Origin of the sequence: Paenibacillus oryzisoli, assembly GCF_001653565.1 — a bacterium.
Lineage (GTDB): Bacteria > Bacillota > Bacilli > Paenibacillales > NBRC-103111 > Paenibacillus_E > Paenibacillus_E oryzisoli.
The window spans coordinates 420-24,922 of sequence record NZ_LYPB01000056.1 but is presented as its reverse complement, the minus strand read 5'-3'; the positions used below and the strand labels follow the sequence as shown (position 1 = coordinate 24,922).

The window sequence follows — 24,503 nt, the reverse complement described above, 5'->3', positions numbered from 1 at the left end:
GGTTAGTGTGCAGTGATTATTTATTAAACTTTGCCATCGTCTTCTCGAAAGATTCACCTAAACTAAACTCCATGGCATCGCAAGTTAAATCGAGCACGTCATTAATGGACTTCATCTCTTCTTTGGAAAAGTTGGACAGCACGTAATCCGCAATATTATAGCCTGGTGCCGGGCGATTCACGCCAATCCGTATCCGATTAAAAACCTGAGTGCCCCCATGCTGAATAATGGACTTAATACCGTTATGTCCGCCTGGGCTGCCCTGATAACGAAGACGAATTTGACCGAAGGATGTGTCCATATCATCATACACAATGACGACGTCTTCCAATTTCGCTTTGTAGAAGTCAAGGAATGCTCGCATGGATTCCCCTGAGAGGTTCATGTACGTCATTGGTTTCAATAGATACACTTTCGTCCCATTCACATTTCCTTCTGCGAGCAGCCCTTTTCCTTTATTCTGGAATGAGGTCATCCCCCACTTGGCTGCGAAGCGATCGATTGCCATAAACCCAATATTGTGCCGATTCAACTCATATTGCTTTCCCGGATTTCCCAGTCCGATAAAACATTTCATAATTTTCAAAATCCCCCCATAGATAAACGGATACGCCGTCCTTCGAGGGACGAGCGTGTTTGTCCAGGTTGACTAGAAAGTAAAAACGACTACTTTCTTTTTCAACTAGCGATAAACTAAAAAACCTTTGCGGAACCCGCTTCTAAAGGTTATTGTTTACATTATACCTGTTACCTAATGTTATCCATTCCATAAAAGCTGTAGGTGATAAACGAACGATGTATCTTCATGGACAACAGCTTACAGAAGATGATCATTTCCAAGATCATATCGATGCGGACGTACCCGTCCAAGTATACTATCAAAATCTGCACAAGGATATAGGCTTTGTTGAAATGTATAACCTTCATTTCGTTAAGATTAATCGTATCTTTTATAGCAGAAAGAAGCATACTTTTGTTTCGCGCCCTGGATATTAAGCGCTTTCATCAGGGTGGCAGTTGTGACTCTTCCAGCTCTACAAGCATCTAAAGATTCTGCAGGCGCACTAGCACGAGAAAAAGAACCTCTATCGGTCTCGCTCAGCCTGGACGCTTTCACGTAAACCAGGCTGAGTGGGCAGCACTTCATTTCTAGCTTACCCCACCTCAAGAGGTTCCATTCTACTACTTACATACTCCGTCTTATCTGGGAAGCCGTCTATCAACGACCTTTATTCTCTTTCTTAGCTTTCATTCGCGCTTTAATTTTATCCGCATAACCGGCTTTGTTCTCTTGTCGTACACGTGCGATAGCTAGATCTCCATCGTTCACATCATGTGTGATTGTGGTGCCGGCAACGACATAAGCCCCGTCCCCGATTTTCACAGGCGCGATCAAATTAACGTTACTGCCAACGAATGCATTATCACCGATTTCTGTTAGGTTTTTATTAAACCCATCATAATTCACTGTTATGGCACCACAGCCAATGTTCACATTCGATCCAACTACCGCATCACCTACGTAACTCAAATGAGAAACCTTCGTTCCTTCACCAAGCGTTGCATTCTTAATCTCAACGAAGTCGCCAACCTTCACTTGCTTGCCAAGCTTAGCACCAGGCCTCAAATAAGCAAATGGCCCTACGGATGTTTCATTATCCACATAAGCCTCTTGAAGAACAGACTGCTTAATTGTTACTTCGTTCTGAATGACGGAATCGATGATTTCAGTTTGCGGTCCAATCGTACAAAGCTCACCAATCTGTGTGTTTCCACGCAGAATCGTACCTGGCAGCAGAACCGTATCGGCACCAATCGTAACATCCTTCTCGATGTACGTGTTCAGTGGATCGATAATCGTAACCCCATTCAACATGTGCCCACGATTAATCCGCGCTTTGAACAGTTGCTCTGCTTCGGACAATGCCACTCGATCATTCACTCCGATTGACTCAGCTGGGTCTGCCATGCAATAGCCCTGAACGATTTCACCTGCACTTGTCATAATTCCAATAACATCTGTTAGGTAATACTCATTCTGTACATTCTTGTTCGTAACCGAAGCAAGTGCACCAAACATTTTGCGATTATCAAAAATGTACGTACCCGTGTTAATCTCCTGAACAGCCGCTTCCTCAGGCGAGCAATCCTTCTGCTCGACGATTCGCGCAACGGCTCCGTCTTCACCACGAATAATACGCCCATAGCCTGTTGGCTCATCTAACTTGGCCGTCAGAATCGTCGCTGCGGCGCCCGATTGTTGGTGCAGTGCAATTGTTTCTTGCAGCGTAGCTGCTGTAATGAGTGGCGTATCGCCGCAAATAACAACCGTCATTCCTTCTTCGTCACCAAGTAAATCCTTAGCTTGAAGCACGGCATGCCCCGTTCCAAGTTGTTGCTCTTGCAGCGCATACTGGGTGCGATCTCCTAAATAGCCTTTTACAGCCTCCGCACCAAATCCAACTACTACTACCGTTTGCGTAACCTCTATATGTTGCAGCGTATCCACAACGTGACCCACCATCGGTTTACCAACAACCGGATGAAGCACCTTGTATAGCTTTGATTTCATTCGTTTCCCTTGTCCTGCTGCTAACACAATTGCCATGAGCTTCAACGAAAATCCAACTCCTTTATAATGAATTTATGATTTCTCTTTTTCTGTCTCTGAAGCCTATCTCTAACAATGAGTTCTTCCCCAATATAGCATCATTACCTGCCAAAAGAAAAGAGAGCCCCAAGGGCTCTCTCAATAATCTGAATTATGCGCCTTCTTCAATAACTTCCTCTTCTACAGCCGCGCGATCATATTCAGCGAGTACTGCTGCTTGAATTTTCTCACGAGTCGTGGACGAAATCGGATGAGCGATATCGCGGAATTCACCGTCTGGTGTTCGCTTGCTCGGCATAGCAACGAACATTCCGTTATTGCCATCGATGACACGAATGTCGTGTACGACGAACTCGTTATCAATGGTAATGGATGCAATCGCCTTCATCCTCCCCTCGGAGTTTACCCGGCGGAGTCTTACATCTGTAATTTGCACTTGTGTTCACCACCTTTTTCCATCTCTGAGACTTGGGTGATATATTCAACATATCCATGCAAATTCCTTCTTATTTTTTTGAAATTTTTGATAATTTAATGTGTTCTTAATGTTTATGTTAAATTTCGACAGGAATCACAGCAATTAGTTCAATTTCGACAAAAACATCGCGTGGCAATCTTGCAACTTCAACGGTAGATCTAGCAGGTTTATGATCTCCGAAGTAGGTAGCGTAGATCTCATTCAGCTCGCCGAATTGGTTCATATCCTTCAAGAAGACAGTCGCTTTCACAACTTGCCCAAGGGATGAGCCTGCTGCTTCAAGCACGCCCTTCAAATTTTCAAAAACTTGAACAGCCTGTTCCTTAATCCCGCCCTCGACGATTTGACCATCTAAGCCTAACGGGATTTGTCCGGAAGTAAACAACAGGTTCCCCAGTTTAACCGCTTGTGAGTAAGGTCCGATAGCAGCTGGTGCTGCTGTAGTTGAAATGAGCTCCATTTTTAGAAATCTCCTTTATTTCGAATCAAAATAGTTGCCAGGCTCTACCGTAATTTGTTTCGTCTTGGAGTCTACGCCATACAACCGAGCTAGTGATACGTAATTATCCACCAACTGCTCCTCGGCTTCACAGGACTCCATGAATACGCCAACACCTTGCACCGTTGCTTTAAATTCAGCTAACAGGTCCATCATGCCATGAATCGTTCCGCCAACATGCATGAAGTCATCGATGATCAAGACCTTGGATTCTTCCTTCAGTGCGCGTCTTGCAAGCGACATCGTCTGGATCCGTTTGTTGGAGCCCGACACATAATTAATGCTAACGGCTGAGCCTTCTGTCACTCGGCTGTCTCTTCGCACGATAACAACAGGCAGATTCATATAGGTAGCCGTCGCATAAGCGAGCGGAATCCCTTTGGTTTCAACGGTCATAATCACGTCCACGTCGCGTCCAGCGAAAGCGGATGCAAAGGTTTTGCCAATTTCGTTCAAATACTGGGGTTGTCCCATGATATCTGACATATACAAGTATCCACCCGGAAGAATTCGTTCGGGTTGTTGAAGTTGCAAACATAGGTTCTGGATAAACTTCAGGGATATGTCTTTCGGTACTTTCGGTGAAAATTTCACGCCTCCGGCTGCTCCGGCCAGCGTATTCAGTTCGCCTAATCCTTCTTCTTCAAAAACTTCCTTGATGATGGCAAGATCTTCGCTTATGGAAGATTTTGCGGAGTTGTAACGCTCGGCAAAAGTCGTTAAAGGGATTAACGAGTGGGGGCGAAATAACAAATATTGTGTCATTTCTACCAGCCTAGCGCTCCTTTTCAACTTTTTCATCGCACTACCCCCCAAAATCCGAATATTATAATGAAAATATACCACTTTTATACGTATTTGTTCAAGCAAACCATGAAAAATATGTTAACACAAACCTCACACAAACATAACACAGTTTATTATTTAGACACGACTCTAACCATTATGCCCCATTACATGAAAAAGAGCCCCAATACGGGGCTCCACCAAGCTTCTTTAGGTCAGCATGCGCACGGCATAAACATCCTTGCAAAAGCCTCGCAGTCCGTTATAAATGCGCGCCACTTTCGCTTCCTTGGAAACAAGGCCAAAGACAGTTGGACCACTGCCTGACATCAATACACCGTCTGCACCTAAGCGCTGCATGCATTCCTTCAGATGTCTGACCTCCGGATATAGATCCAAGGTCACTTCCTCCAGCACATTGCCTAGATTATCGCACAAACGATCGAACTGCTTGTCCCGTATTGCACTTAATACACCCGCTGTAGAAGGATGATGTTTAATATCGCGCGCCCTCAGCTTGCCGTAGATCTCAGAGGTTGACACATTAATAGGCGGTTTCGCTAAGACAACCCAGCACTGAGGCGGGGCTGAGATATGTTCCAGCTTCTCGCCACGCCCCGTTGCAAGCGCAGTCCCTCCCGTCACACAGAAAGGCACATCCGAGCCAAGCTCTGCGCCGAGCACTTGAAGCTCCTCATTGGAGATATTCAGGTTCCAGAGGCGGTTAAGGCCTCTCAGCGTAGCCGCTGCGTCACTGCTCCCGCCTGCCAATCCTGCAGCCACAGGTATCCGCTTGTCCAGATGAATATAAACGCCCTGTTTGACGTCATAGCGGTCTTTAATAAGACGTGCAGCCTGAAAGGCTAGATTCTTCTCATCGAGCGGAATATACCCCGCCTGACTCGATATGATGATCGTGTCACGTGCCATCTCCTGCATTTCGATCCGATCCGCCAGATCCACCATCGTCATAACCATCTCAACTTCATGGTAACCGTCTGGTCTTTTATGTAAAACATCTAGAGACAAATTAATTTTAGCCGGTGCTTTCTCAAAAATCTTCATCCGATCACCTTCTTTTGCTCGTTAGCCACCCCGATATTATAACAAAAGCATAAAAAAAAAGCTAAAGCAATTGCTTTAGCTGTAATACGGGCGTTGCGGCCCTTGTCCAGACTGCGGATAAGGCTGCTGGTAACCACCTGACGACTGATAATTCATAGGGCCAGTTTGTTGCTGATGATGGCTTGTTGGCGACGACGTGTAGCTCGTATAACCCTGTCCGTTAAATGCCGGTTGATTAGCTGTTGTCTGACGATAGTTAGACGTACCCGCATTCACATTGTTCGGAGCCGGAACGTATTGTTTGGCCAAATGCTCCTCCGCAATTTGAATTGCACGTTTCACCATGTTCCCTGCATCCTTCGTCCGAATTCCTGACCAGCCTTCTCGCTGTACAACATCGTAGAAACCAAGGTCCTTCGCTAACTCATATTTGAAACTCTCTGACATCACACTTCTTCTTCGACTCATACCGAACCCTCCTTATCATTTGCGCATAATAAACGCTGCAACCATCATAAGCAGTGATTGATGACGATTTCGATTAGTATGCCCTGGTAATGAGGATAGATACAAAGCAAAAACAGGCCAATAGGCCTGTCTAATATCGGAACGCTATAAGCTAATGCTGTATATAAGTGATGCGAACCTGGCCATCGTCATTGCATACGGTAACTTCGACGGACTCGGTTAGGATATCGGCGTAGCTGTATGACACTCGTTTGAAGGCGTGGGATTCTTGATCTAATTTCACAATAAACACAGAAGGGTAGGTTTCTTCTAAAACACCGGAACGCTCGACAGTCTTACGACGGCCACCATTCGCTCTCAACATGATCTTCCGCCCAACATGGGGCTCCAAACTGCGTTTGATTTCCAATAGCGCATTTTTTGCCATTGTCAACTACCACCTCTTTCCTTGTCAATTATAACCCATTCACCCCACCATGTCAAATGAGGTCAAATATTATATCAGCACCATAATCCCGTTGTCAACGGCATTTTTATAGCTTTTGGGATTTCCTCTCCCTACAGGTTGTCACCAATGTTCGCAAATTATTCACACTTTTCCAGTTAAGGAGAAACTTCTCCCCTTCAACTTATGAAAATGACGCTAACAAAGCGAACATTACCCTCCCGCAAATAAAAAAAGAACACTCTCCGTCATCCTCCGCACCATCCGGAGTTCATGACAAAAAGTGTCTACTTGGATCTTACCATTTAGGCAGACCCCATCCACGCAAATGAATACAGGCCTTATTCGTCCTCTAGAGGGCTTTATTCAGCTATACAGACTCTTCTGTATGCTGAATACCAGGAACGCCCATCCGATAACTGCCGCGCGTCTCCACCCCGCCTAGCCCCTCTAAACCTGTCACCGTCAAATCCATAATATCCAACATCGAAATCGTTTCTCTTGTCGGCGTGTAGGACAGCTTAGCAGCAATGCATAGGGGATCTAAGGCATGAATAAGGATGCGCGCAGGCGAACTGGCGAAATTAGCTCCAGCTCGCAATAAAGCTTCAAAATGTGACTGACAAGCCCCCGCTACGATAATTAAGGAATCCCGGTTCCTCTCATATTGTCGGGCTACCCGAACTGCATTCACGAAATTCTGCGAATTCTTATAACTCGACAGATTGTTCGGGCTCACACTTTGTCGATTTTTCAAAATACCATCATGCCCCGTAATGACGACAATGTCCGGTTTATATTGAGGAAGCAATCTTTGCAGCGCTTCCGCCATTTGCGCCTCAGGAATGAAGAAACCTTCTGCCGGAATGCGTAATTCTCCGTAGAGCTGCATACTTTTGCGAAGATAGCTCGGATCGCCATCCAAGTGTAGAACTCTTCCTGGCACTTCGAAATAGCTGTTATGACCTGGTTGTGACTTTTGTTTATGATTGACGGCTATTTGATTCTTCTCCTGCAACTGCACTTGGGACACCGCTAGTCGACGCAGCGACTCACGAAATTCAGGCGAGCTTGACCGCGGATGATCTAAGGTCTCCTTAGGATTCGCTTTTGTCAGATCCGTGAGCGGCGCATCTGCAAGCAACCGAACATCGACACCCCTCAGAATGGCCTTGAGATGCTCAATTCGTTCAATTTTAAACACGACGTCGCCGCCATAGGAAATACGGGTAACAAAATCACCTTGCCTCATCGCACAAATCCCCTCCTAAGGGTATCCTATGGCGAGACTAGGCATTTGGTGCGGGTTTATTTGCAGCCGTGCGCACGAAGCGCCGTGGACAAGCGTGCGAACTCCTCCATGCTGAGTGTTTCACCTCGGCGTGAAGGCTCGATCTGAATGCCATGCAGCAACGCTTCCAGCTCAGGCTTATTCTCTTTCGTAAAGAACCTCGCCGCGAGGTTGTTATAGAGGGTTTTGCGACGCTGAACGAAGGATGCTTGGACGACAGCGAAGAAGAAATCTACGTCCGCCACTTCAACTGGCGGCGCTTGACGCACGCGCAGCCGGATGACGGCGGAATCGACGTTCGGCTGCGGCACGAAGACGGTACGCGGCACGATCGTGACGAGCTCCGGCTCGCAGTAGAACTGTACGGCGATGCTAAGGCTGCCGTAGTCCTTGGTGCCCGGACGAGCCGCCATGCGGTCGGCCACTTCTTTCTGGATCATCACGACGATATTCTCCAAGGGAAGCTTCTCTTCGAGAAGCTTCATGATGATCGGCGTCGTGATGTAGTACGGCAGGTTGGCGACAACGCTGACGCCTTCCATGCCTTCGAAATGCTGCCGGAACAACTCCGGCAGGTTGGTTTTCAAGATATCCCCATGAACGACAGTAGCATGGGGGTAAGGCGCCAGCGTCTCGTCCAGAATGGGCAGGAGACGCTGATCGATCTCGACCGCCAGCACGCGGCCAGCGAGCTTGGCTAGCTGCTGTGTGAGCGCGCCGATGCCGGGGCCGATCTCAAGCGCAGCCTTCGTAGGGCCGAGCTCAGCGGCCATAACGATCTTGCTTAGGATGTTTTGATCGATTAAGAAGTTCTGGCCTAAGCTTTTTTTGAGCACCAGTCCATTTTTCTTAATAATTTGTTTCGTTTTACTTGGTGTTGCGACGTCTTCGGCTGTTACAACAACCTCTTGTCTGGTTATATTCATCGTATAGACCTCGTATCTATTTAGGGTTCTAGTCACTCCAAGAATTCTACTAGTTCAAATGTTCGAGCGCCGCCTCAAATTCCTCTCTTGAAATCTGAAACATCGCACAACGTTTATAGAATTGCTTACCATTGCAATAACCAATGCCCAGCGCATTACCTACCGTCAAGCGGCGAGCTGCCGCATCCGGATGCACGATGAGCCCGGCAGCAATCAAATCCTCCATCGTCAGCAGCGAAACTGCTGCGTCATATTCCGTCCTCAGGCTCTGAAGCGCCTGACGTATCGTCTCTGGCGTCGCGTTCTCGACGCCGATATCGCCCTTATACGCAGCTTGCTCCTGCGTAATGAAAGCATGCTTGCAGCCAGGTACCTTGGCTGCCACGATTTTGCGAATCCGCTCACCTGCGTGATCGGGATCTGTGAAGATAATGACGCCTCTGCGCTGCTGCGCAAGCGCAATCCGTTTGAGCACGGCTTGTCCAATGGCGGAGCCGCCTGTTTCAATCGTATCCGCCTGCACAGCCCGCCTAATGGCCGCTGTATCGTCCTTGCCTTCCACAACGATCATTTCTTTTATCATTGATGCGTTTCCTTCCTCAGTACGCAGAAAAAGAAGAGGGGTCTCCTCTTCTTTCGCGCAGGCAGATGCCAAGCTACGTGTATGTTAGTAGTGTTCCCGCCAAAACTACCGTTTACACGTTAGTTCTGGGACGGTTTTGTAGGGCCAACCACATATACAGTGTACCCTTGCTTCGTGCCAAATTTATTTGCATAACCGTGATCTTCATAGTACACATCGATCATTTGGCCTTTCACGCCGCTGCCAATATCTTCAGCACGACGGAAACCAATCCCTTCGATGTACACCCACCATCCTAGCGGAATAACCTTCGGATCCACAGCAATCGTACGCCCTTCAGTTACAGTAGTACCTGTGTAGGTTTTACCATAACCCGCAGAGCCCTCCGTCTTACCTGTCGAAGCAACACCAGCTGAATAAGCCGTAAGCTTCACGTTCTTGAGAATTTGTTTGTAGCCAAAGGTCACACCGTTCTTGGAAACCTCATCCACACTCGGTGAAGAGGCGGAGAGAACAACCACAGGGTTCTTCGTGCCTACGGAGACTACTTTCTTAACGCTTTCTGTTTGTACTTCTTCACCCACAACTGCTTCCGCGACTAAAACACCGTCCTCGAAAGTCTTTTCTTTCTTTTTGACCAATACGCCTTCTTTGCCTTCTTGGACCACTTGCTCTTTCCCTTTAAGCATAGACGCGTCATTCTTTTTCTCTGTCTCGAATGCGATCGATTCAGAGACTTCCTCCGTCTCTTTGGTCACACGGACGATTTTAATTTCATCGCCTGTGCTAAGAGCGGCTGTCGGTTCGGGAGAAATACGATCATTCTCACCAAGTGCAATATGTAAACGTTGCAATGCACTTTCTACCGTTCTTGCAGTTGTGTAAACAGTGGTGGTCTTTCCATCAGCAGTCAATTGAATCGGTGATGCATGCTCAATAACAATTTTGTCTCCACCCTTGAGCTTGGTCGTGAGTGAAGCTGAAATTTCATCGTGCTCACCAATCTTTATGGCTTGTTCATCCAGTAGGCGTTGCAGGACCCATTGCTTCGTGTGCACAACGGTTTCTTGTCCATTCACAACCACGGATACGCTCTTGGTAGCCGTTCCGTACAACAACACCAAAAACATGAAAGTCATTGCGATTGAGATTATAGCCAGGCTTAAAATCAAACGCAAGTTTTCATGCTTCCATCGCAATGCGAAGGACATGCTGGATGATCGTTTTACATGGGTCTCGCTAATTGAGATACTGCCCACTTCTTCGGTCCTCCTTCAAAGCCTCGCCGCCAGGTTACAGCATGATTAAATTTGACGCGACTAAGGTTTTTTATAGTTTAACTTAACACACTCGCCATCATCAGCCTTGTTGCCTTGCTGAATCTGGTCGTCCCCCCTTTTACCTATTCATCATCCTATGATTTCCGGGTTGTTTTATGTCATATGATCTGTGTAGGACCCTAAATGTGGACAAAAAGCCAGCAAGAAGAGGACTCTTCTCGCTGGCTTAGTTTGCATAGTGAAATACAAATAGCACGCACGACAATCGTTACCTCTCTTACGCTTACGAGGTTAGCTGACGGATTCGGACGTGAGAGTCGCCCTACGTAGACGCAAACTGCTTGTTTGACGTCTATGATTCACCCCTATTACTCTCTGCTTACTTAACCGGCATTTGAATGCTCATTAAGCTTGCAGTGGTTCCCCCGTTCCCACATTTGGAACTCAGCGAATGGAAAATTGGCAAATTGGATATTAAGTTATTATGAAAAGTATATTACGCTGTTAATCTCAACCTGTAAAGGGATTAACACCCGTTAAAAAGGGCTAAATCGACTAAATTTCGATTATTTTTCACATATAACCCACTTATATCTGCATGTGTCTAACTTTAACGTACGTATACTCGATTTTTTAGTATATAATGATCAAAACTAGGCTAAAAATGCAATTTTGTTTATAATGATTCTGGAAGTATTTGATTGAAAAATACCAATAATTTGCTATTTAGGGAGGCAATTGTGATGGGCCCCATCCTGCAAGTAAACGCTTTATTCGGTGGTTATTTACCCAACAAACCCGTTCTTCATAACCTTACTTTCTCCATCGGCCAAGGTGAAATGATGGGTCTAATCGGACTTAATGGTGCAGGGAAAAGTACCACCATCAAAAATATTCTCGGGCTGCTCCAACCGCAAAAAGGGTCAATTCGCATTAATGGGTTAACGCTAGCCGAAAATCCGCTGCCTTACCGAGCGACATATGCTTATGTGCCCGAAAGTCCGGAGCTGTACGAAGAACTTACGATTCGCGAACACCTCGAGCTAACAGCGTTAGCTTACGGTTTATCTAAAGCGGATTATGAAGCCCGTTCTCGCTACTTATTGGAGCAATTTCAAATGAAAGATAAACTGAATAGCTTCGCTAGTCATTTGTCCAAAGGGATGAAACAGAAGGTCATGATCATGAATGCCTTCTTGATCGAACCCTCTCTCTATATTATAGATGAACCGTTTCTCGGACTCGACCCTTTAGCAATTCGTTCCTTGCTTGATCTCATGGTTCAAATGAAGAAGAAAGGAGCGTCCTTTCTCATTTCCTCACACATTTTGTCTACAATTGAAAAATATTGCGATGCTTATGTCGTTCTCCACAAAGGCCACATGGTTGCACAGGGAGATTTAGTCGAATTACGCTCCCAAACGGCCCTGCCTCAGGCGTCATTAGACGACATCTTCTACAAGCTTGTTCAAGGAGACCTCGCATGAGTCAATTAACAGATCGTACATCTACATTTAACACACATGCATTATGGAAGCAGCGTTTCCAACATTATATGAAGGAATCCATGGGGTATTGGCAGTATGCCGCACGCAGTAATTTTATCGGCTTCTTGTTGTTTCTTGTCATCGTTTCTTCCTATTATTATGCAAAAACATTACAGCGTCTTCCGACAGATTATCCGTATCTATGGATCGTGTTACTCGTGCTCGTTCCACTCGTTGCTTCAAGCTCCATTCGTACGTTGATTCGCAGTGCTGATCGCATGTTTCTATTGCGAATCGAACACGAAATGGGTGCCTATTTCCGAAGCAGCTTTCTGTACAGTCTATCACTTCAGAGCGGGCGTTTATTACTGGGTTGGGTTGCCGTAACGCCCTTATATAGACACTGTCTAGGCACCGAAGCTCAGCCATTTCTTCTCATTTTCGCTCTATTGCTTCTATTAAAGATAGCGAACCTATTAGCCCATTGGCAGGAAGGAAGATTTGCCACTGAACGCACTCGATTCGTATCTGTTTGTTTTCGATGGGTGGCATCCCTTGTCTTAGTTACAATCCAATTTCACTACAGTAGCTTATGGGCAAGCCTGGCTGCGATAGTGCTTGTATTCGTTTGGCTGATTGCATTCCGATTCGCGGGTAAATATGTGATCGGATGGGACCATCTGATCGCCAAAGAGAAACAGCAACAAGCCAGACTCTACGCCTTCTTCAATTGGTTCGTGGATGTGCCTCAGTTACCAACACGAATAGCCCGCCGAGGATGGATTAGCGGGGTTACCCGAACCATCCCATTTCGACAGGATTCTGCGTTTCTTTATTTATATATGAAGACATTGCTGCGCACCGAGATGTTCGCCATTGTGCTCCGTCTGACTGTAATCGGCATCTTAGCCCTAGCTGTTGCGGACTCCACCACTGCACGAAGCGTCATTCTACTCATCGCATTAGTAATCTCGATGATTCAACTTACTTCATTAGAGCGAGCACATCGATACACGTTTTGGCTCACCATGTATCCATTGGAACCTCAAACTAGAGCAGGCTCGCTAGCCTTTATCATCTGGCTAACCCTCTTAGTGGAGCTTGTCGTCTTATCGATTCCATTTATGATAGGAATCCCTATCCAGTATCTTGTAGTCCCTTTACTCAGTCTTGCCTTCATTTCTTTCGCATGCGGCGTTGTCTTACGCCGGAAGTTCAAGAAGAACGCCCTACTTGAGGCCGAGTAACCGAATCGCATTGTTGGTTGTAATCTCAGCTATTTCTTCCAGTGTCATACCCCGAATTTCCGCGGCAGTCTCGGCAACTAAGCGAACGTACCCCGTTTCGTTGCGTTTACCGCGGAAAGGGTGCGGCGTCAAGTATGGCGCATCCGTTTCGATTAACAATCGATCGAGCGGAACCTGCGCCAACACCTCTTTCGGTTGCACCGCATTTTTAAACGTCACAGGCCCTCCAAAAGAAATATGGAAATTCATATCCAGACACTGCTTCGCTGTCTCCCAACTACCCGAGAAACAATGCATGATCCCTCCGACCTCTGCCGCCTTCTCTTCTTTAAGAATCGTTAGAATATCCTGATGCGCATCTCGATTATGAATCACAATCGGCATCCCTAGTTTACGTGCTAACCGAATTTGCTCCCGGAAAACTCGCTGCTGAACATCTCTTGGCGACTTGTCCCAGTAATAATCCAGACCAATCTCTCCAATCGCAACCACCTTCTCATGCTGGCACAAGGACTCAATCCATTCCAAATCACCAGGCATCATATCAATCGCATCTACTGGATGCCAGCCAACCGTCGTATAAATCCAGTCGTACTTCTCAGCTAGCTCAATTGAGCTAGGAATGGTTTCTCGATTAAAGCCAACGTTCACAATCCTCGTAACCCCGGCCTCTAACGCCCGCTGAATGACTTCATCTTGATCTTCTTTGAATTGCTCCGCATTTAAATGTGTGTGTGAATCTGTTAGCATGTTCGTTCTCCTTATGTAACGGTATATGAATGTTAGTTCTTCTTTTTTGCTCATAGCTTCTTATAGCTTCTTATTGCTACTATTCCTGCTTCTTATTGCTACTATTCCTGCTTATTCTTGCTCCCCCAGCATCTCCCAAACTTCCGGATACTCCTCCGCATTCAACCGCTCAAGGAACTCCTCTGGATAGTACACATGATGCTTGCCCATCTGGAAGCCACTAATTGACTGTACAATTTCGGAACGATGTGTAATTTCAGTTAAAGTCTCTTTATGATCCAGCAAAAGAATTGGCAAATTATCATCATTCTCGCCAGCTCTATACACGTCATAGGATTGATTCGAAGGGAAATCGATCTCCATATAGTACGTCGGATCGAAGCCAACTTCTCTCATTGCTTTCTCCATGCGCTGAATGAGTTGCTCCTGATCACCATCAAAAGTACTGTACTTGTACAATTTACGATCCAAGAATCGTTTGCACATATCTCTCAGCATATCATCTTTCTCTTGGCTCCAAAAGGTCAGCATCGTTTGCATCACCGACTCATCCAATAACAAATAATCCTCTAAGGAGATTTGATTCTGAATGAGATGAAGAATTGGCTCAACCATAAATCCGAACGCGTAGCCTTCCTCATACAAATGTTTCGCTCGCGCGAATACTTTATGCAGAAGAATTTCTGCACTTCTCGTAACGGGATGAAAATAAACTTGCCAATACATCTGATAGCGCGACATAAGATAATCCTCAACCGCATGCATGCCGCTTTCTTTGACAACAATATGCCCCTTGTAAGGCCTTATCACACGAAGAATTCGTTCCAGATCGAATGTACCATAGTTAACTCCTGTAAAATACGCATCGCGCAGTAAATAATCCATACGGTCCGCGTCCAACTGACTGGAAACCAGGCTGACGACAATCTCTTCGCTATAGGATTTACAGATGACTCCTGCAACCTTCTTTGGGAAATCCGGCGAGACACGGCGCAGCACTTCGTTCACTTCAGTATCCCCCAACACGATACGGCAGGACCAGTCTTCGTGCCTTGTGCCAAAAGCTTTCTCAAGCGAATGTGAGAACGGACCATGTCCCAAATCATGCAGCAATGCAGCGCACAGACATAAAAGCCGCTCTTCCTTCGGCCAATCCTCATAGTGATTGCGTTCGAATTGCGAAATAATTTTCCGCGTAATTTCATAGACCCCAAGCGAGTGGGAGAACCGACTATGTTCTGCTCCATGAAAAGTCAAATAGGACGTACCTAATTGCCGAATACGGCGCAAGCGTTGAAACTCACGGGTATTGATTAAATCCCAAATCGTATTGTCTTGCACATAAATATATTTGTGGACGGGATCTTTAAATACTTTCTCTTCATTCATACAGCTCCAACCTCCCTTGATATGGTTTTATATGGTTAATACTTTCGACATGTTCGACATGAACCCTTTAGATATGTCGAAGATTGTCGAATTGCAAATTCCAATTTATTCAGAGCTTCATCGCTGATTTCCTAGCACTTCTTATGCAATAGGTATTTGAAATGATCGTAATATAATCCTTACAACCCTTGTAAATAGGGACATCACCGTTTTTTACCGCTTTACATAATTATTCAGAATAGAGATGAAACTGCTGGTTTTCAGTGAAAATATGGTTGACTATTTTGGGAATCGTTGGTATCATAAGTCATAAGCAAATGTCGAAACATGACGATATTGATAAAAAATTGATAAAATCGAAAGGGGTTTTATATATATGATGAAATCTACCGGAATTGTTAGAAAAGTGGACGAACTAGGACGCGTTGTTATTCCTATCGAGTTGCGTCGCACGTTGGGTATTGGCGAGAAAGACGCTTTGGAAATATATGTAGACGGCGAGCGCATCATGCTGAAGAAATATGAGCCTGCTTGTATCTTCTGTGGCAATGCGGAGAATGTATCGTACTTTAAGGGAAAAATTGTTTGTCATATTTGTTTAGCAGAAATGCCAACACCTGTGACAAAATAAGAAAAGTAGTATATAATAGAAGTAGCACTTATCCTATTGGTAATTCTAACCTTTTTCATATCTCCTTTCATCTCTAACTTTGTTGGCTTCGGCCACGGGTTAGAGATCTTTTTTTGTATAGACCTTAGAAGACACAAGGGTTCTTATTCCAATTGTGCGTGAATGAATTTGTAAGTATATATGTAGTAGAAGGATTGGGCCCTAGGAGAGGGCCCTTTGCTGTGATAACTCTTCCTTAGCATTTTAGCGCTCAAGCAATGCATTATATACATCGCGCTTCGATAATCCTCGATCCGTCGCAACCAGCTTCAGCGCATCCTTGCGATCAATCCCGCGATCCTCGTAGTGGGCAACGTGCTCGCCAAGCGACTTCGCCTCCCACCATCCATCGGCCGCTTCTTGCACGGCCGCGTCGGAGGCGCCTTCGGCGATCACGCAGTACTCGCCCTGCGGCGGGTACTGCTCTAGATGCGCGAGGCACTCTGCGATCGTGCCGCGCACAAATTCCTCGTACCGCTTCGTCAACTCGCGGGCGAGGCAAACCCGGCGCTCCGCTCCCCACACTTCCGCCATGCGCAGAAGTGTTTTCTCAACGCGGTGCGGCGATTCATAGAACAGCAATGTGTCTTGCACATGCTGCAGCCCTTCAAGCAACTTCGTCCCGTCCTTTTTCTCCCTGGGGAGAAATCCGACGAAGGCGAATCGTTCTGTCGGCAGGCCTGACGCGATCAGCGCCGACAGCGCCGCATTGGCGCCGGGGATGGGCACCACCGGCACGCCCTGGTCAACGGCCATCCTCACCAGGTCATAACCTGGGTCGGAAATGGCCGGCAGACCGGCATCGCTGACTAGCGCGATGCTCTGCCCTTCAAGGAGCAAGCGTACCAGCTCCGGGCCGCTTGCTCCCTTGTTGTGCTCGTGATAGCTGACCAGTCGCGTCGCGACTTCGAAGTGGGTCAGCAGCTTGCGCGTTTGCCGCGTGTCTTCCGCGGCAATCAGGCTCACTTCCTTCAGCGTGCGGATCGCTCGGAAGGTCATATCTTCAAGGTTGCCGATGGGCGTGGCAACCAGGTATAGCGTGCCTATCCCGCTCGCATCCTCGCTGTAGCTTTTCTGTATCGTTACACTCACAGTTCAATCCCTCTTCACTTTGTATGATCGTACGGTATTTCCCTCATACTTTTATATTAAACCTACTTACGAGAACTCTAACGAACTTCGTCCACCATAGTAGATCTCTTTCAGCTCTTGGCAATACTCTTCCTTGTCTGTATATACGATCAGGGGCGGCAGCGTACGAATCTCCGGCTTGCCATCCTTCATCCCTTCAATCAGCACCATCATCGCTTCTTCACCCGCACGCGCATGCACATAACGGATTCGCTTCGGTTCAATCCGATACTGCCGCATGAGGCAGATGATATCGACCACGCGTGTAGCGCGATGCACCATGGCCACTTTACCGCCAGCCTTCACCAACTTGGCACATGCCGCAATCACATCTTCCAGTGTGCAATGGATCTCATGACGCGCCGCTGCAAAATGCGCATTACTATTCTGTTCCCCATTCGGTACTGGCAAATAGGGCGGATTCACGGTGACAGCATCGAACTGACCATGCCCCAACGTTTTGTGAATCGTCTTCAAATCGCCTTGCACCATATGCAGCCGTTCCCCTAGATCATTAATCTCCGCATTGCGCACAGCCATATCTGCCAGACGTTCCTGAATTTCAACGCCCCATATCTCTGCTCGCGTGCGTGTAGATAGCAATAGGGGAACAACGCCATTACCTGTACATAGATCTACAACTCGCCCCTTGGCTGGCAAACTAGCGAATCTCCCTAGAAGTACAGCATCCATCGAGAAGCTGAACACTTCATCACTTTGGATAATTTTCAATTCATATGTCAGTAAATCATCAATTCGTTCAGTTGGTTGTAAGGAAACTTGCTTCATACGTCTTTCCTTTCTCTTCATTGCTTATGATGGAAAAAAACCGTAAGGGATACACCCCTACGGCCAAACGACTTATTTATTTAAAAAGGATAAGCAAAACAAACAATCTCCCTCGGTCCGAAGGTGTCCATAATACACATTGCAAATATGAAATCCTTCATTGTATAAACGGGTTAAATTATCATATCCGGCTCCTGGTAGCTGCACCGGTTCCTCAGCCATATCTCTCGTCGGCTCCTCGATCACAGTCTCCTCTTGTCGGATAAGCTTACGGAGTTGCTGATTCTCTATGCTTAGTCTCTTATTTTCTTCGATGAGGGTAATAATCCGTTTCTTCAAGGCACCTAATTCCGCATACGTGGTACCCATTCGTTCTTCAATCCCATCTATTTGTCCAAAAATATCTTGTTTATCCACGCTTTCACCTCTAGTGCCATGCATGCTTACTGGCCAGCGCCTCCTTGGAACCCAGATCTTCTACTCCTGTTCAACAACATCATCGAATGGTAGATCTAGCGCTTTCCCAAGATCAAACAATTGAACCTTTGCTGTACGTTCTTTAATATTAAGCCCTAATACTTTACCACTGCCAAAAGATGTAATCACTAGTCGACCAACAGTCGGTAACGAATCTTTGGCACTTTCGTAGTTATCATGTTCATATTTCAAGCAGCACATTAATCTTCCGCATAACCCTGAAATCTTAGTCGGATTCAAGGACAGATTCTGATCTTTGGCCATCTTAATGGAGACTGGCTCGAAATCACCTAAGAAGGAAGAACAACATAGAATTCGCCCACACGGACCTATGCCACCCAGCATCTTCGCTTCATCACGCACACCAATTTGACGAAGCTCGATTCTTGTCCGGAAAATACTTGCCAAATCCTTCACAAGCTCCCGGAAATCGACGCGCCCCTCAGCCGTAAAATAAAAAATAATTTTATTGCGGTCAAAGGTATACTCTACGTCCACTAGCTTCATCTTAAGACTATGGTCTTTAATTTTATCATGACACGTTTGGAAAGCGTCTTTGGCTGCTTTTTTATTCTCTTCAACCAAATCAGCATCCGTATCATCAGCAATACGAATAACTTTTTTGAGTGGCAGAACCACATCGTTTTCTTTAACGATCTTTTTGCCCACTACGACCTTGCCGTATTCCACTCCGCGTGCGGTCTCAACAATAACGGCACTTTCTTTCTCGATCGGTAAATCAATGGGATCAAAATAATATATTTTACCCGCCTTCTTAAAGCGGACGCCAACCACTGAGTACATCTTACACCCCCTGCATCTCCACGAGCATTTTCTCTATAACCAGCTGAGAATTGGCATTGGAACGCAGTCGCTTTTGTAATTCTACGGCTTGCTCCATCATACGCACCCAGACTGAGACATCTCGGCTTAACGCGAGGGAGCTCATCCAGTCTAGCTGGTCATTATATACAAGCTTGTCTCTGCGCTCAAGGCGCAACTGCACCATATCTTTAAACCAGAGGATCAGTAAGTCGAACAAATCCGAAACATGATCCGCAAGTTCTGTTTTCACAATCCGCTGTTGCACAGTAATCATAGAAGTAGGGAAACGTGTGAGCGTCTCCTTCGCTAATTGTAACATTACGGTTCTCATTTCTGCAAACCAATTTGCTGCAATTAAATCTCTCGCCGCTTGCAAACCTGCTGTTACATGCGCCGCAGGTTGTACTAGTGCCGCGGGAAGCCCTTCTTCCAACAATGTAAGAACCATCTGCTCACGTGCCATTGGTGTAAATTGGATCCACTGTGCACGCGATTGAATCGTAGGTAACAAGGCGTTACCGTTCTCGGTAATCAGAATAGCTACCACTCGAGAGTTCGGTTCCTCAAGAAATTTCAACAAACTATTCGCAGCCTGCACCGTCATTTTCTCCGCATGATACAAGACATATATTTTCGTTCCGGATGCTGTTGCCCTGTAGGCGAACTCCTTCTGCAACTCCCGAATCTGTTCAATCTTAATTGAAGCGCCTTCAGGAGCGACCATATGAAGATCAGGATGATTGCCATGTTCGACCTTACGGCATTCTAGGCATTCGCCGCATGCTTCATCTGTCCCATTCTGACAATAGATCGCTTTGGCGAGTGCCATTGCCATTTCGGATCGACCTGTTCCAACAGGACCGCTAAAAATATACGCATGCGACAGCCTGTCTTGACGTAGTCCGTTCTGCAGCAGCCTTTTGGCCTCTGCTTGTCCCGGTATAGCTTGGAAGGACATTTATTTTCGCCCCATTACACACTTATATTTTTAAAATAACAAATTAATCAACATACCTCGGATTTCTCCGATTCTATGCAATATTTCGATCCGCCCCTGCTCATTCTCCAATAATTCATCAGCTAACAAGAGGAGCTCTTGATCGATAGCTTCCAACAGCTTATATCGTTTCGAACGGCCGCGACGATCCCAGCCCTTCGTATCTCTTAAGTTAACACCACGACGAGCTGTTTCCTCGAGGAACTGCCGTATAAGCAGCTTATATTGCAGAAGCTCTCTAACGGTCATGCCCCTCGACAAGCGGTCGCCTTGAAGTGTAATTTGTTGTACCATTTTGGTCAATTGTTCCTGCGTATACTTCTCATCGTGCTGTTGCATGATGTCAGAGAAATTGCGCGGAGCCATCTGTGGCGGAGGAACATTCTCACCAACTTTAATATTCTTACCGATGGGCTGCAGCCCCGGATTAATTTTCAAGACGCATCCATCCTTGTGTAGAGCTGAGTTTGTTTAGAAATGTTCGAATCTTTCGACGGGTAACACGAAAACAGCCGCTCCACCCACTTGCACTTCCACTGGGAATGGAATGTACGAATCGGTCGTTCCTCCCATTGGAGAAACTGGTGTCACCAACTGCTCGCGAATTTTACAATTTGCTCGAATCACCTGCATCACCTCTTGCACACGATCATCTTCCGTACCAATCATAAAGGTTGTATTCCCAGCACGCAAAAACCCACCGGTACTTGCCAACTTCGTGGCTCTAAACCCTTCCTTAATTAAAGCGTTAGAGAGACGGTTACTGTCTTTATCCTGAACAACGGCTACGACTAGTTTCATAGGTGATGCCTCCTTATATTATAAACTAAGAATGGGTTTTCCGCTTTATACGGAAATATGTTCCTCAAGCAACTGTTTGCAATCCTGCCATATATCCGCAGCTATGCTTTCTACATCTCGATTCGCATCGATCATCATTACACGTTCTGGATGATCAACAGCAATCTGGTGGAAGCCTGCCCGCACTCTGCTGTGATAATCGACATTTTTCTGCTCAATGCGATCCAACTGCTGTGTAAACTCTGTAGCACCTGCTCGCTGATTCAATCGCTCTAAGCTGACTTCAACGGGAACGTCCATCATATACGTTCTAGTTGCCTGCAGTCCTGAGCTCGCATATTTCGAAATATGCTTCACCATCTCGATATCTTCGCCAAGCCCATAAGATTGATAGGCTACACTGGCATCAATAAAGCGATCGCAAAGTACAATTCGACCAGCTTTCAGCGCTGGAAGGATAAGCTCGTGAACATGTTGCGCACGTGATGCTGCGTAAAGCAAAACCTCTGCTTGATCCACCATCTCCTCATTCACAGGATCGAGAATAATGCTGCGGATTTTATCGCTAATTGCGGTGCCACCCGGTTCTCTTGTCACAAGCACGTCATGTCCTAACTTTTGTAGCTCTTGGGCAATCTTTTTAAGTTGCGTTGTTTTGCCGGAGCCGTCCGGTCCTTCAAACGTAATGAATATTCCTTTCACGTCTTCCTCCTGTTTACTGCCTTCACGAAGTCCCTTCGTGCTCTGTGTATATAGTTAACTTGTTCGTCTGCCCAAAATAGGTTCCTTGAAACCTAATGCCCTGTTTAGCCAAGAATACGAGTGACTCAGCTACAGAAGCTGTTATGACTTCACCCCGATATAAATAAGGAATACCTGGCGGATAAGGAATGACCATCTCACCTGAACGCTTCCCAATCGCTTCCTCTATCTTAACCATTTGCGTTGTCTCTTGAAACAAGACATGATGGTCAAACCTTATTGGAGAGGAGATGGGCTCGTAGGTGGGTAATTTAATTATATTCGAGATAGGCGCCTGAAGTTCCTGCTTACGTCTCGTGATGTCCAAACAAATGTTGCTTAAAACTTGGACTACACGCCGCATATCCTCCCTTGAGTTAGCAGGAGTAAATACCAGTAAAACCAGATAGCCATCGGTCATCTCAACAAAGCAGCCATCTGCTTCTAAGCGTGCTTTGAGCTCGGTCCCAGATAAAGAATGGGTGGGATCATAAATCGCTATTTTAAAAGGATCTGTTGGCTCGACGACTCCATCGCCGCTTGATTGCTGATTCTCTCGTGGATAAACACCAAGACATCCTAACGCCTGTAGCTCTTCTCTGAATTCTTTCATGATATGGAGGCCTTGTTCCAACCACGCATGTCCTTCTGTATGTACTCGTTTTCTCGCTAAGTCTAAGGAGGCCATGATTGGATAGGATGGGCTTGAACTTTGCAGCATCGCCAACAATTGTCGAAGCGCCTTACGGTTGATCCTCGGACCTTGCACATGGAGCATGGCACCCATTGTCATAGCGGTTAGCATCTTATGTGTAGACTGCACGACGGCGTCGGCGCCTTGTGATAAAGCTGAGGCGGGCACTTCCTCATGGAATCCGAAATGCGCACCATGCGCTTCATCCACTAGCAGGAGCTTTCCTGTTTCATGCATCAACTTTGCAAAAGGCTTCAAATCCGTTCCGATACCGTAGTAATTAGGATTCGTTATAAATAAAGCTCTCGCAGTAGGATACTGCTCTATCGCTTGTCTAACAACCTCAATCTGTAAACCTGTTGCTACGCCTGTTTCAACGTCAACCTCTGGCGCTAAGAATACAGCCTCCGCCCCAGCAAGCATGAGCCCGTGAATAACGGACTTATGTACATTTCTTTGTACAAGGATGAGATCCCCCCTCTGACAGACAGCTCCAATCATCGCTAGATTACCAACCGTACTCCCCCCAACGAGAAAATACGTCTCCTCTGCGCCAAAACATGCTGCCGCGAGCTGCTCTGCCTCCCTGATCGCACCCTCTGGATGATGCAAATCATCCAACCCCGTTATTTCCGTATAATCAATCGACATGATCGATTGTAGAAAATCTGTACCTTCTTCCAGAAGCCCTTGTCCTGATTTATGACCTGGCACATGCAGACTAATGGACTTCGTAGCATGGTGGGCCACCATAGCCTCAAATAACGGGGCCCGAGCCCCATGTAAATGTTCGCTGCACACACAGATCAAACTCCCCCAGCTACATTAGCTTTCAATTTTCAATTAATTTACCCTTCTATAGTAGTGGATTACCGGTAAAAAAACAAAAAAAGCTTCTGTAAAAGAAGCTTCTCCTCTTAATTCATATACTGTTTCGAATTTCCCATGTAAAAAGCCTTCTTCATCTGATTCACAAAAAACGGATATTTCTGGTCAGAAACGCTCGTTTTGACGATCTCTTTACTACAATCATCACATATGAACGCCGTCACAATATGAATCCCGCCAACCCGCTGTTGCTCACAAATCATACATAGTCCAAACCGATTCTCCTCCATATGGATCCCCCCACGATCTTTTATGACTAGTATGTCCGATTGTCGATTCTCCTAAACTAGCTAAATGCTCATATTTTGGAAGGGAAATGCCGATAATACCTTCATAACATGTTACCGCAGCGCGGAGGTCTCGCTTATGTCAATCAAACAAGAATCCAATTTATCCAAACAATCTACGATTTACAGTTACACATTAATGAGGCGATTTTATCATTCGATATATAAAATAGTTATCTATTACGCTTCCCTCATTCTACTACTTTTGTACAAGTTCGACTCATCTCACTTGTTCCCACTACTAGTCAGTTATCCACTTATGCTCATCTTCCACACGCTTCTTGTTCGAGCTTATTTCCACTTCACCATCGGAATGGCTATGCGTGGTTGGTCCTATCGGTGGGGAATCTTCTGGTCTGGCTTCTTGCCCGAGGGCAATGCGTCCGTTCGTCTCGTTACCAAAGTACAGCTTCATCTGTTTGTCATCGGACTTGCCTTGATCCTCATCATGTATCCCTGGATCCCTGGTACTTGGCTTGCCCACCTAACGATTTTCCACTGTTGGATGCTTCTCCCGCGGCTTTGGATGCTATTCCGTTTCCAACCCTACCGCAAGGCTGGCTTAGTGAAAATATCAAGTAAGGATACATCTTGCTATGTACAGTAAATTTTCCACCGTAAGCCTATTCTAGCGATTAACTAGAAAAACTCCGAAAAACTCCATCTAATATTGTGATATTTATCGTTTATATCGAATTAGATGGATTTGGTACAGTTAAATTTGACCTCTGAGTCAGAAATAGCGAGTTCCAACGATATTAGATGTAAGTTTTCCAGCTAAATCATTTTTTTCGTTCAAATCGATGATACTAACTGCAGTTTCTACAGCTATTCCAGTTCCATCGGGATCTACGCTCACGATGGAATGCAAAAAGAGCCTTACCTAGATTTCTCTAAA

General features: G+C 46.0%; 28 protein-coding genes, 1 pseudogene and 1 riboswitch. Of the genes and pseudogenes, 5 read left to right on the top strand and 24 right to left on the bottom strand.

Going from position 1 to position 24,503, the window contains the following annotated elements:
* Nucleotides 1-16: 16 nt before the first annotated feature.
* The gene (pth, locus tag A8708_RS11220) at nucleotides 17-577 is read right to left on the bottom strand and encodes an aminoacyl-tRNA hydrolase (protein ID WP_068663571.1); all 561 of its coding nucleotides are present in this window, start codon (nucleotides 575-577) and stop codon (nucleotides 17-19) included.
* Between the two features lie 218 nt (nucleotides 578-795).
* On the opposite strand from pth, the gene A8708_RS35835 reads away from it, so the two are divergent.
* Nucleotides 796-996 carry a hypothetical protein gene (locus tag A8708_RS35835; RefSeq protein WP_068663570.1) on the top strand — a complete coding sequence of 67 codons (201 nt, stop codon included), beginning with the start codon at nucleotides 796-798 and terminating at the stop codon, nucleotides 994-996.
* A gap of 223 nt (nucleotides 997-1,219) precedes the next feature.
* On the opposite strand, the gene glmU is transcribed toward A8708_RS35835, so the two are convergent.
* The 11 genes and pseudogenes from glmU to A8708_RS11160 form a co-directional block, all read right to left on the bottom strand.
* Entirely contained in the window at nucleotides 1,220-2,617 is a 1,398-nt protein-coding gene (gene glmU, locus A8708_RS11210; RefSeq protein ID WP_068663569.1) for a bifunctional UDP-N-acetylglucosamine diphosphorylase/glucosamine-1-phosphate N-acetyltransferase GlmU, read from the bottom strand.
* A 145-nt stretch (nucleotides 2,618-2,762) separates the two neighbouring features.
* Nucleotides 2,763-3,047: a septation regulator SpoVG gene (gene spoVG, locus A8708_RS11205; RefSeq protein WP_028557369.1), complete on the bottom strand. Its 285-nt coding sequence runs from the start codon at nucleotides 3,045-3,047 to the stop codon at nucleotides 2,763-2,765.
* 118 nt (nucleotides 3,048-3,165) lie between these two features.
* Nucleotides 3,166-3,549 (bottom strand): RidA family protein, encoded by a 384-nt coding sequence (locus A8708_RS11200; protein ID WP_068663568.1) that lies wholly within the window; start codon nucleotides 3,547-3,549, stop codon nucleotides 3,166-3,168.
* Between the two features lie 15 nt (nucleotides 3,550-3,564).
* Complete coding sequence (gene purR, locus A8708_RS11195) at nucleotides 3,565-4,389, bottom strand: pur operon repressor (protein WP_068663567.1); 825 nt, start codon at nucleotides 4,387-4,389, stop codon at nucleotides 3,565-3,567.
* A gap of 195 nt (nucleotides 4,390-4,584) precedes the next feature.
* The gene (ispE, locus tag A8708_RS11190) at nucleotides 4,585-5,439 is read right to left on the bottom strand and encodes a 4-(cytidine 5'-diphospho)-2-C-methyl-D-erythritol kinase (RefSeq protein ID WP_068663566.1); all 855 of its coding nucleotides are present in this window, start codon (nucleotides 5,437-5,439) and stop codon (nucleotides 4,585-4,587) included.
* 297 nt (nucleotides 5,440-5,736) lie between these two features.
* Nucleotides 5,737-5,907 (bottom strand): annotated as a pseudogene (locus tag A8708_RS35335) (small, acid-soluble spore protein, alpha/beta type); the annotation flags it as partial.
* A gap of 151 nt (nucleotides 5,908-6,058) precedes the next feature.
* Nucleotides 6,059-6,334, bottom strand: coding sequence for a biofilm formation stimulator Veg (gene veg, locus A8708_RS11180; RefSeq protein ID WP_068663565.1), 276 nt, complete (start codon nucleotides 6,332-6,334; stop codon nucleotides 6,059-6,061).
* Between the two features lie 388 nt (nucleotides 6,335-6,722).
* A complete protein-coding gene (gene yabG, locus A8708_RS11175; protein WP_068663564.1) occupies nucleotides 6,723-7,604 on the bottom strand; it encodes a sporulation peptidase YabG in 882 nt (293 codons plus the stop codon).
* 56 nt (nucleotides 7,605-7,660) lie between these two features.
* On the bottom strand, nucleotides 7,661-8,569 hold the full coding sequence (gene rsmA / locus A8708_RS11170; RefSeq protein WP_068663563.1) for a 16S rRNA (adenine(1518)-N(6)/adenine(1519)-N(6))-dimethyltransferase RsmA: 909 nt from the start codon (nucleotides 8,567-8,569) through the stop codon (nucleotides 7,661-7,663).
* Nucleotides 8,570-8,618: 49 nt separating this feature from the next.
* Nucleotides 8,619-9,152 carry a ribonuclease M5 gene (gene rnmV, locus A8708_RS11165; protein ID WP_068663562.1) on the bottom strand — a complete coding sequence of 178 codons (534 nt, stop codon included), beginning with the start codon at nucleotides 9,150-9,152 and terminating at the stop codon, nucleotides 8,619-8,621.
* A 119-nt stretch (nucleotides 9,153-9,271) separates the two neighbouring features.
* Nucleotides 9,272-10,411, bottom strand: coding sequence for a 3D domain-containing protein (locus A8708_RS11160; protein ID WP_068663561.1), 1,140 nt, complete (start codon nucleotides 10,409-10,411; stop codon nucleotides 9,272-9,274).
* A gap of 286 nt (nucleotides 10,412-10,697) precedes the next feature.
* Nucleotides 10,698-10,892: riboswitch (cyclic di-AMP (ydaO/yuaA leader) on the bottom strand.
* 283 nt (nucleotides 10,893-11,175) lie between these two features.
* Between A8708_RS11160 and A8708_RS11155 the strand changes: the two genes are divergently transcribed.
* Both A8708_RS11155 and A8708_RS11150 read left to right on the top strand, forming a co-directional pair.
* The gene (locus A8708_RS11155; RefSeq protein WP_068663560.1) at nucleotides 11,176-11,919 is read left to right on the top strand and encodes an ABC transporter ATP-binding protein; all 744 of its coding nucleotides are present in this window, start codon (nucleotides 11,176-11,178) and stop codon (nucleotides 11,917-11,919) included.
* Nucleotides 11,916-13,166 carry an ABC transporter permease gene (locus A8708_RS11150; RefSeq protein ID WP_068663559.1) on the top strand — a complete coding sequence of 417 codons (1,251 nt, stop codon included), beginning with the start codon at nucleotides 11,916-11,918 and terminating at the stop codon, nucleotides 13,164-13,166. The genes A8708_RS11155 and A8708_RS11150 overlap by 4 nt, the downstream gene beginning before the upstream one ends.
* Here A8708_RS11150 and A8708_RS11145 read toward each other — a convergent pair.
* On the bottom strand, nucleotides 13,149-13,916 hold the full coding sequence (locus A8708_RS11145) for a TatD family hydrolase (RefSeq protein WP_068663558.1): 768 nt from the start codon (nucleotides 13,914-13,916) through the stop codon (nucleotides 13,149-13,151). The genes A8708_RS11150 and A8708_RS11145 overlap by 18 nt on opposite strands.
* Before the next feature lie 111 nt (nucleotides 13,917-14,027).
* Nucleotides 14,028-15,305 carry an HD domain-containing protein gene (locus A8708_RS11140; RefSeq protein ID WP_068663557.1) on the bottom strand — a complete coding sequence of 426 codons (1,278 nt, stop codon included), beginning with the start codon at nucleotides 15,303-15,305 and terminating at the stop codon, nucleotides 14,028-14,030.
* A gap of 376 nt (nucleotides 15,306-15,681) precedes the next feature.
* Between A8708_RS11140 and A8708_RS11135 the strand changes: the two genes are divergently transcribed.
* A complete protein-coding gene (locus tag A8708_RS11135; protein ID WP_028557356.1) occupies nucleotides 15,682-15,936 on the top strand; it encodes an AbrB/MazE/SpoVT family DNA-binding domain-containing protein in 255 nt (84 codons plus the stop codon).
* 243 nt (nucleotides 15,937-16,179) lie between these two features.
* Here A8708_RS11135 and rsmI read toward each other — a convergent pair whose 3' ends face one another.
* From rsmI to A8708_RS11085, 10 genes are all read right to left on the bottom strand, one after another.
* Complete coding sequence (gene rsmI, locus A8708_RS11130) at nucleotides 16,180-17,067, bottom strand: 16S rRNA (cytidine(1402)-2'-O)-methyltransferase (protein ID WP_068663556.1); 888 nt, start codon at nucleotides 17,065-17,067, stop codon at nucleotides 16,180-16,182.
* A 66-nt stretch (nucleotides 17,068-17,133) separates the two neighbouring features.
* Nucleotides 17,134-17,895 (bottom strand): tRNA1(Val) (adenine(37)-N6)-methyltransferase, encoded by a 762-nt coding sequence (locus tag A8708_RS11125; protein ID WP_068663555.1) that lies wholly within the window; start codon nucleotides 17,893-17,895, stop codon nucleotides 17,134-17,136.
* 72 nt (nucleotides 17,896-17,967) lie between these two features.
* Nucleotides 17,968-18,312, bottom strand: coding sequence for a DNA replication initiation control protein YabA (yabA, locus tag A8708_RS11120; RefSeq protein WP_068663601.1), 345 nt, complete (start codon nucleotides 18,310-18,312; stop codon nucleotides 17,968-17,970).
* A 60-nt stretch (nucleotides 18,313-18,372) separates the two neighbouring features.
* Nucleotides 18,373-19,176, bottom strand: a complete 804-nt coding sequence (locus tag A8708_RS11115) for a PSP1 domain-containing protein (protein ID WP_056618027.1) — start codon at nucleotides 19,174-19,176, stop codon at nucleotides 18,373-18,375.
* Nucleotide 19,177: 1 nt separating this feature from the next.
* Nucleotides 19,178-20,155 (bottom strand): DNA polymerase III subunit delta', encoded by a 978-nt coding sequence (gene holB, locus A8708_RS11110; RefSeq protein WP_068663554.1) that lies wholly within the window; start codon nucleotides 20,153-20,155, stop codon nucleotides 19,178-19,180.
* A 30-nt stretch (nucleotides 20,156-20,185) separates the two neighbouring features.
* Complete coding sequence (locus A8708_RS11105) at nucleotides 20,186-20,632, bottom strand: YaaR family protein (RefSeq protein WP_056618035.1); 447 nt, start codon at nucleotides 20,630-20,632, stop codon at nucleotides 20,186-20,188.
* 33 nt (nucleotides 20,633-20,665) lie between these two features.
* Nucleotides 20,666-20,995, bottom strand: a complete 330-nt coding sequence (locus A8708_RS11100; protein WP_056618038.1) for a cyclic-di-AMP receptor — start codon at nucleotides 20,993-20,995, stop codon at nucleotides 20,666-20,668.
* A 45-nt stretch (nucleotides 20,996-21,040) separates the two neighbouring features.
* On the bottom strand, nucleotides 21,041-21,697 hold the full coding sequence (tmk, locus tag A8708_RS11095; protein ID WP_068663553.1) for a dTMP kinase: 657 nt from the start codon (nucleotides 21,695-21,697) through the stop codon (nucleotides 21,041-21,043).
* A 22-nt stretch (nucleotides 21,698-21,719) separates the two neighbouring features.
* Nucleotides 21,720-23,231, bottom strand: a complete 1,512-nt coding sequence (locus tag A8708_RS11090) for an aminotransferase class I/II-fold pyridoxal phosphate-dependent enzyme (protein WP_239696638.1) — start codon at nucleotides 23,229-23,231, stop codon at nucleotides 21,720-21,722.
* A 116-nt stretch (nucleotides 23,232-23,347) separates the two neighbouring features.
* Nucleotides 23,348-23,548 (bottom strand): sigma factor G inhibitor Gin, encoded by a 201-nt coding sequence (locus tag A8708_RS11085; RefSeq protein ID WP_068663552.1) that lies wholly within the window; start codon nucleotides 23,546-23,548, stop codon nucleotides 23,348-23,350.
* Nucleotides 23,549-23,684: 136 nt separating this feature from the next.
* Between A8708_RS11085 and A8708_RS35330 the strand changes: the two genes are divergently transcribed.
* Entirely contained in the window at nucleotides 23,685-24,212 is a 528-nt protein-coding gene (locus tag A8708_RS35330; RefSeq protein WP_157264681.1) for a hypothetical protein, read from the top strand.
* Nucleotides 24,213-24,503: the final 291 nt, after the last annotated feature.

Bases quoted from the DNA above. Each gene is read 5' to 3' on its own strand.
- A8708_RS11125 (WP_068663555.1), bottom strand. From the start codon at position 17,895: ATGAAGCAAGTTTCCTTACAACCAACTGAACGAATTGATGATTTACTG.
- A8708_RS11200 (WP_068663568.1), bottom strand. From the start codon at position 3,549: ATGGAGCTCATTTCAACTACAGCAGCACCAGCTGCTATCGGACCTTAC.
- yabG (WP_068663564.1), bottom strand. From the start codon at position 7,604: ATGAGGCAAGGTGATTTTGTTACCCGTATTTCCTATGGCGGCGACGTC.
- A8708_RS11145 (WP_068663558.1), bottom strand. From the start codon at position 13,916: ATGCTAACAGATTCACACACACATTTAAATGCGGAGCAATTCAAAGAA.
- pth (WP_068663571.1), bottom strand. From the start codon at position 577: ATGAAATGTTTTATCGGACTGGGAAATCCGGGAAAGCAATATGAGTTG.
- A8708_RS35835 (WP_068663570.1), top strand. From the start codon at position 796: ATGTATCTTCATGGACAACAGCTTACAGAAGATGATCATTTCCAAGAT.
- A8708_RS11135 (WP_028557356.1), top strand. From the start codon at position 15,682: ATGATGAAATCTACCGGAATTGTTAGAAAAGTGGACGAACTAGGACGC.
- A8708_RS11140 (WP_068663557.1), bottom strand. From the start codon at position 15,305: ATGAATGAAGAGAAAGTATTTAAAGATCCCGTCCACAAATATATTTAT.
- veg (WP_068663565.1), bottom strand. From the start codon at position 6,334: ATGGCAAAAAATGCGCTATTGGAAATCAAACGCAGTTTGGAGCCCCAT.
- A8708_RS11115 (WP_056618027.1), bottom strand. From the start codon at position 19,176: ATGTACTCAGTGGTTGGCGTCCGCTTTAAGAAGGCGGGTAAAATATAT.
- A8708_RS11150 (WP_068663559.1), top strand. From the start codon at position 11,916: ATGAGTCAATTAACAGATCGTACATCTACATTTAACACACATGCATTA.
- rsmA (WP_068663563.1), bottom strand. From the start codon at position 8,569: ATGAATATAACCAGACAAGAGGTTGTTGTAACAGCCGAAGACGTCGCA.
- A8708_RS11100 (WP_056618038.1), bottom strand. From the start codon at position 20,995: ATGAAACTAGTCGTAGCCGTTGTTCAGGATAAAGACAGTAACCGTCTC.
- rnmV (WP_068663562.1), bottom strand. From the start codon at position 9,152: ATGATAAAAGAAATGATCGTTGTGGAAGGCAAGGACGATACAGCGGCC.
- ispE (WP_068663566.1), bottom strand. From the start codon at position 5,439: ATGAAGATTTTTGAGAAAGCACCGGCTAAAATTAATTTGTCTCTAGAT.
- A8708_RS35330 (WP_157264681.1), top strand. From the start codon at position 23,685: ATGTCAATCAAACAAGAATCCAATTTATCCAAACAATCTACGATTTAC.
- A8708_RS11085 (WP_068663552.1), bottom strand. From the start codon at position 23,548: ATGGAGGAGAATCGGTTTGGACTATGTATGATTTGTGAGCAACAGCGG.
- purR (WP_068663567.1), bottom strand. From the start codon at position 4,389: ATGAAAAAGTTGAAAAGGAGCGCTAGGCTGGTAGAAATGACACAATAT.
- holB (WP_068663554.1), bottom strand. From the start codon at position 20,155: ATGTCCTTCCAAGCTATACCGGGACAAGCAGAGGCCAAAAGGCTGCTG.
- A8708_RS11155 (WP_068663560.1), top strand. From the start codon at position 11,176: ATGGGCCCCATCCTGCAAGTAAACGCTTTATTCGGTGGTTATTTACCC.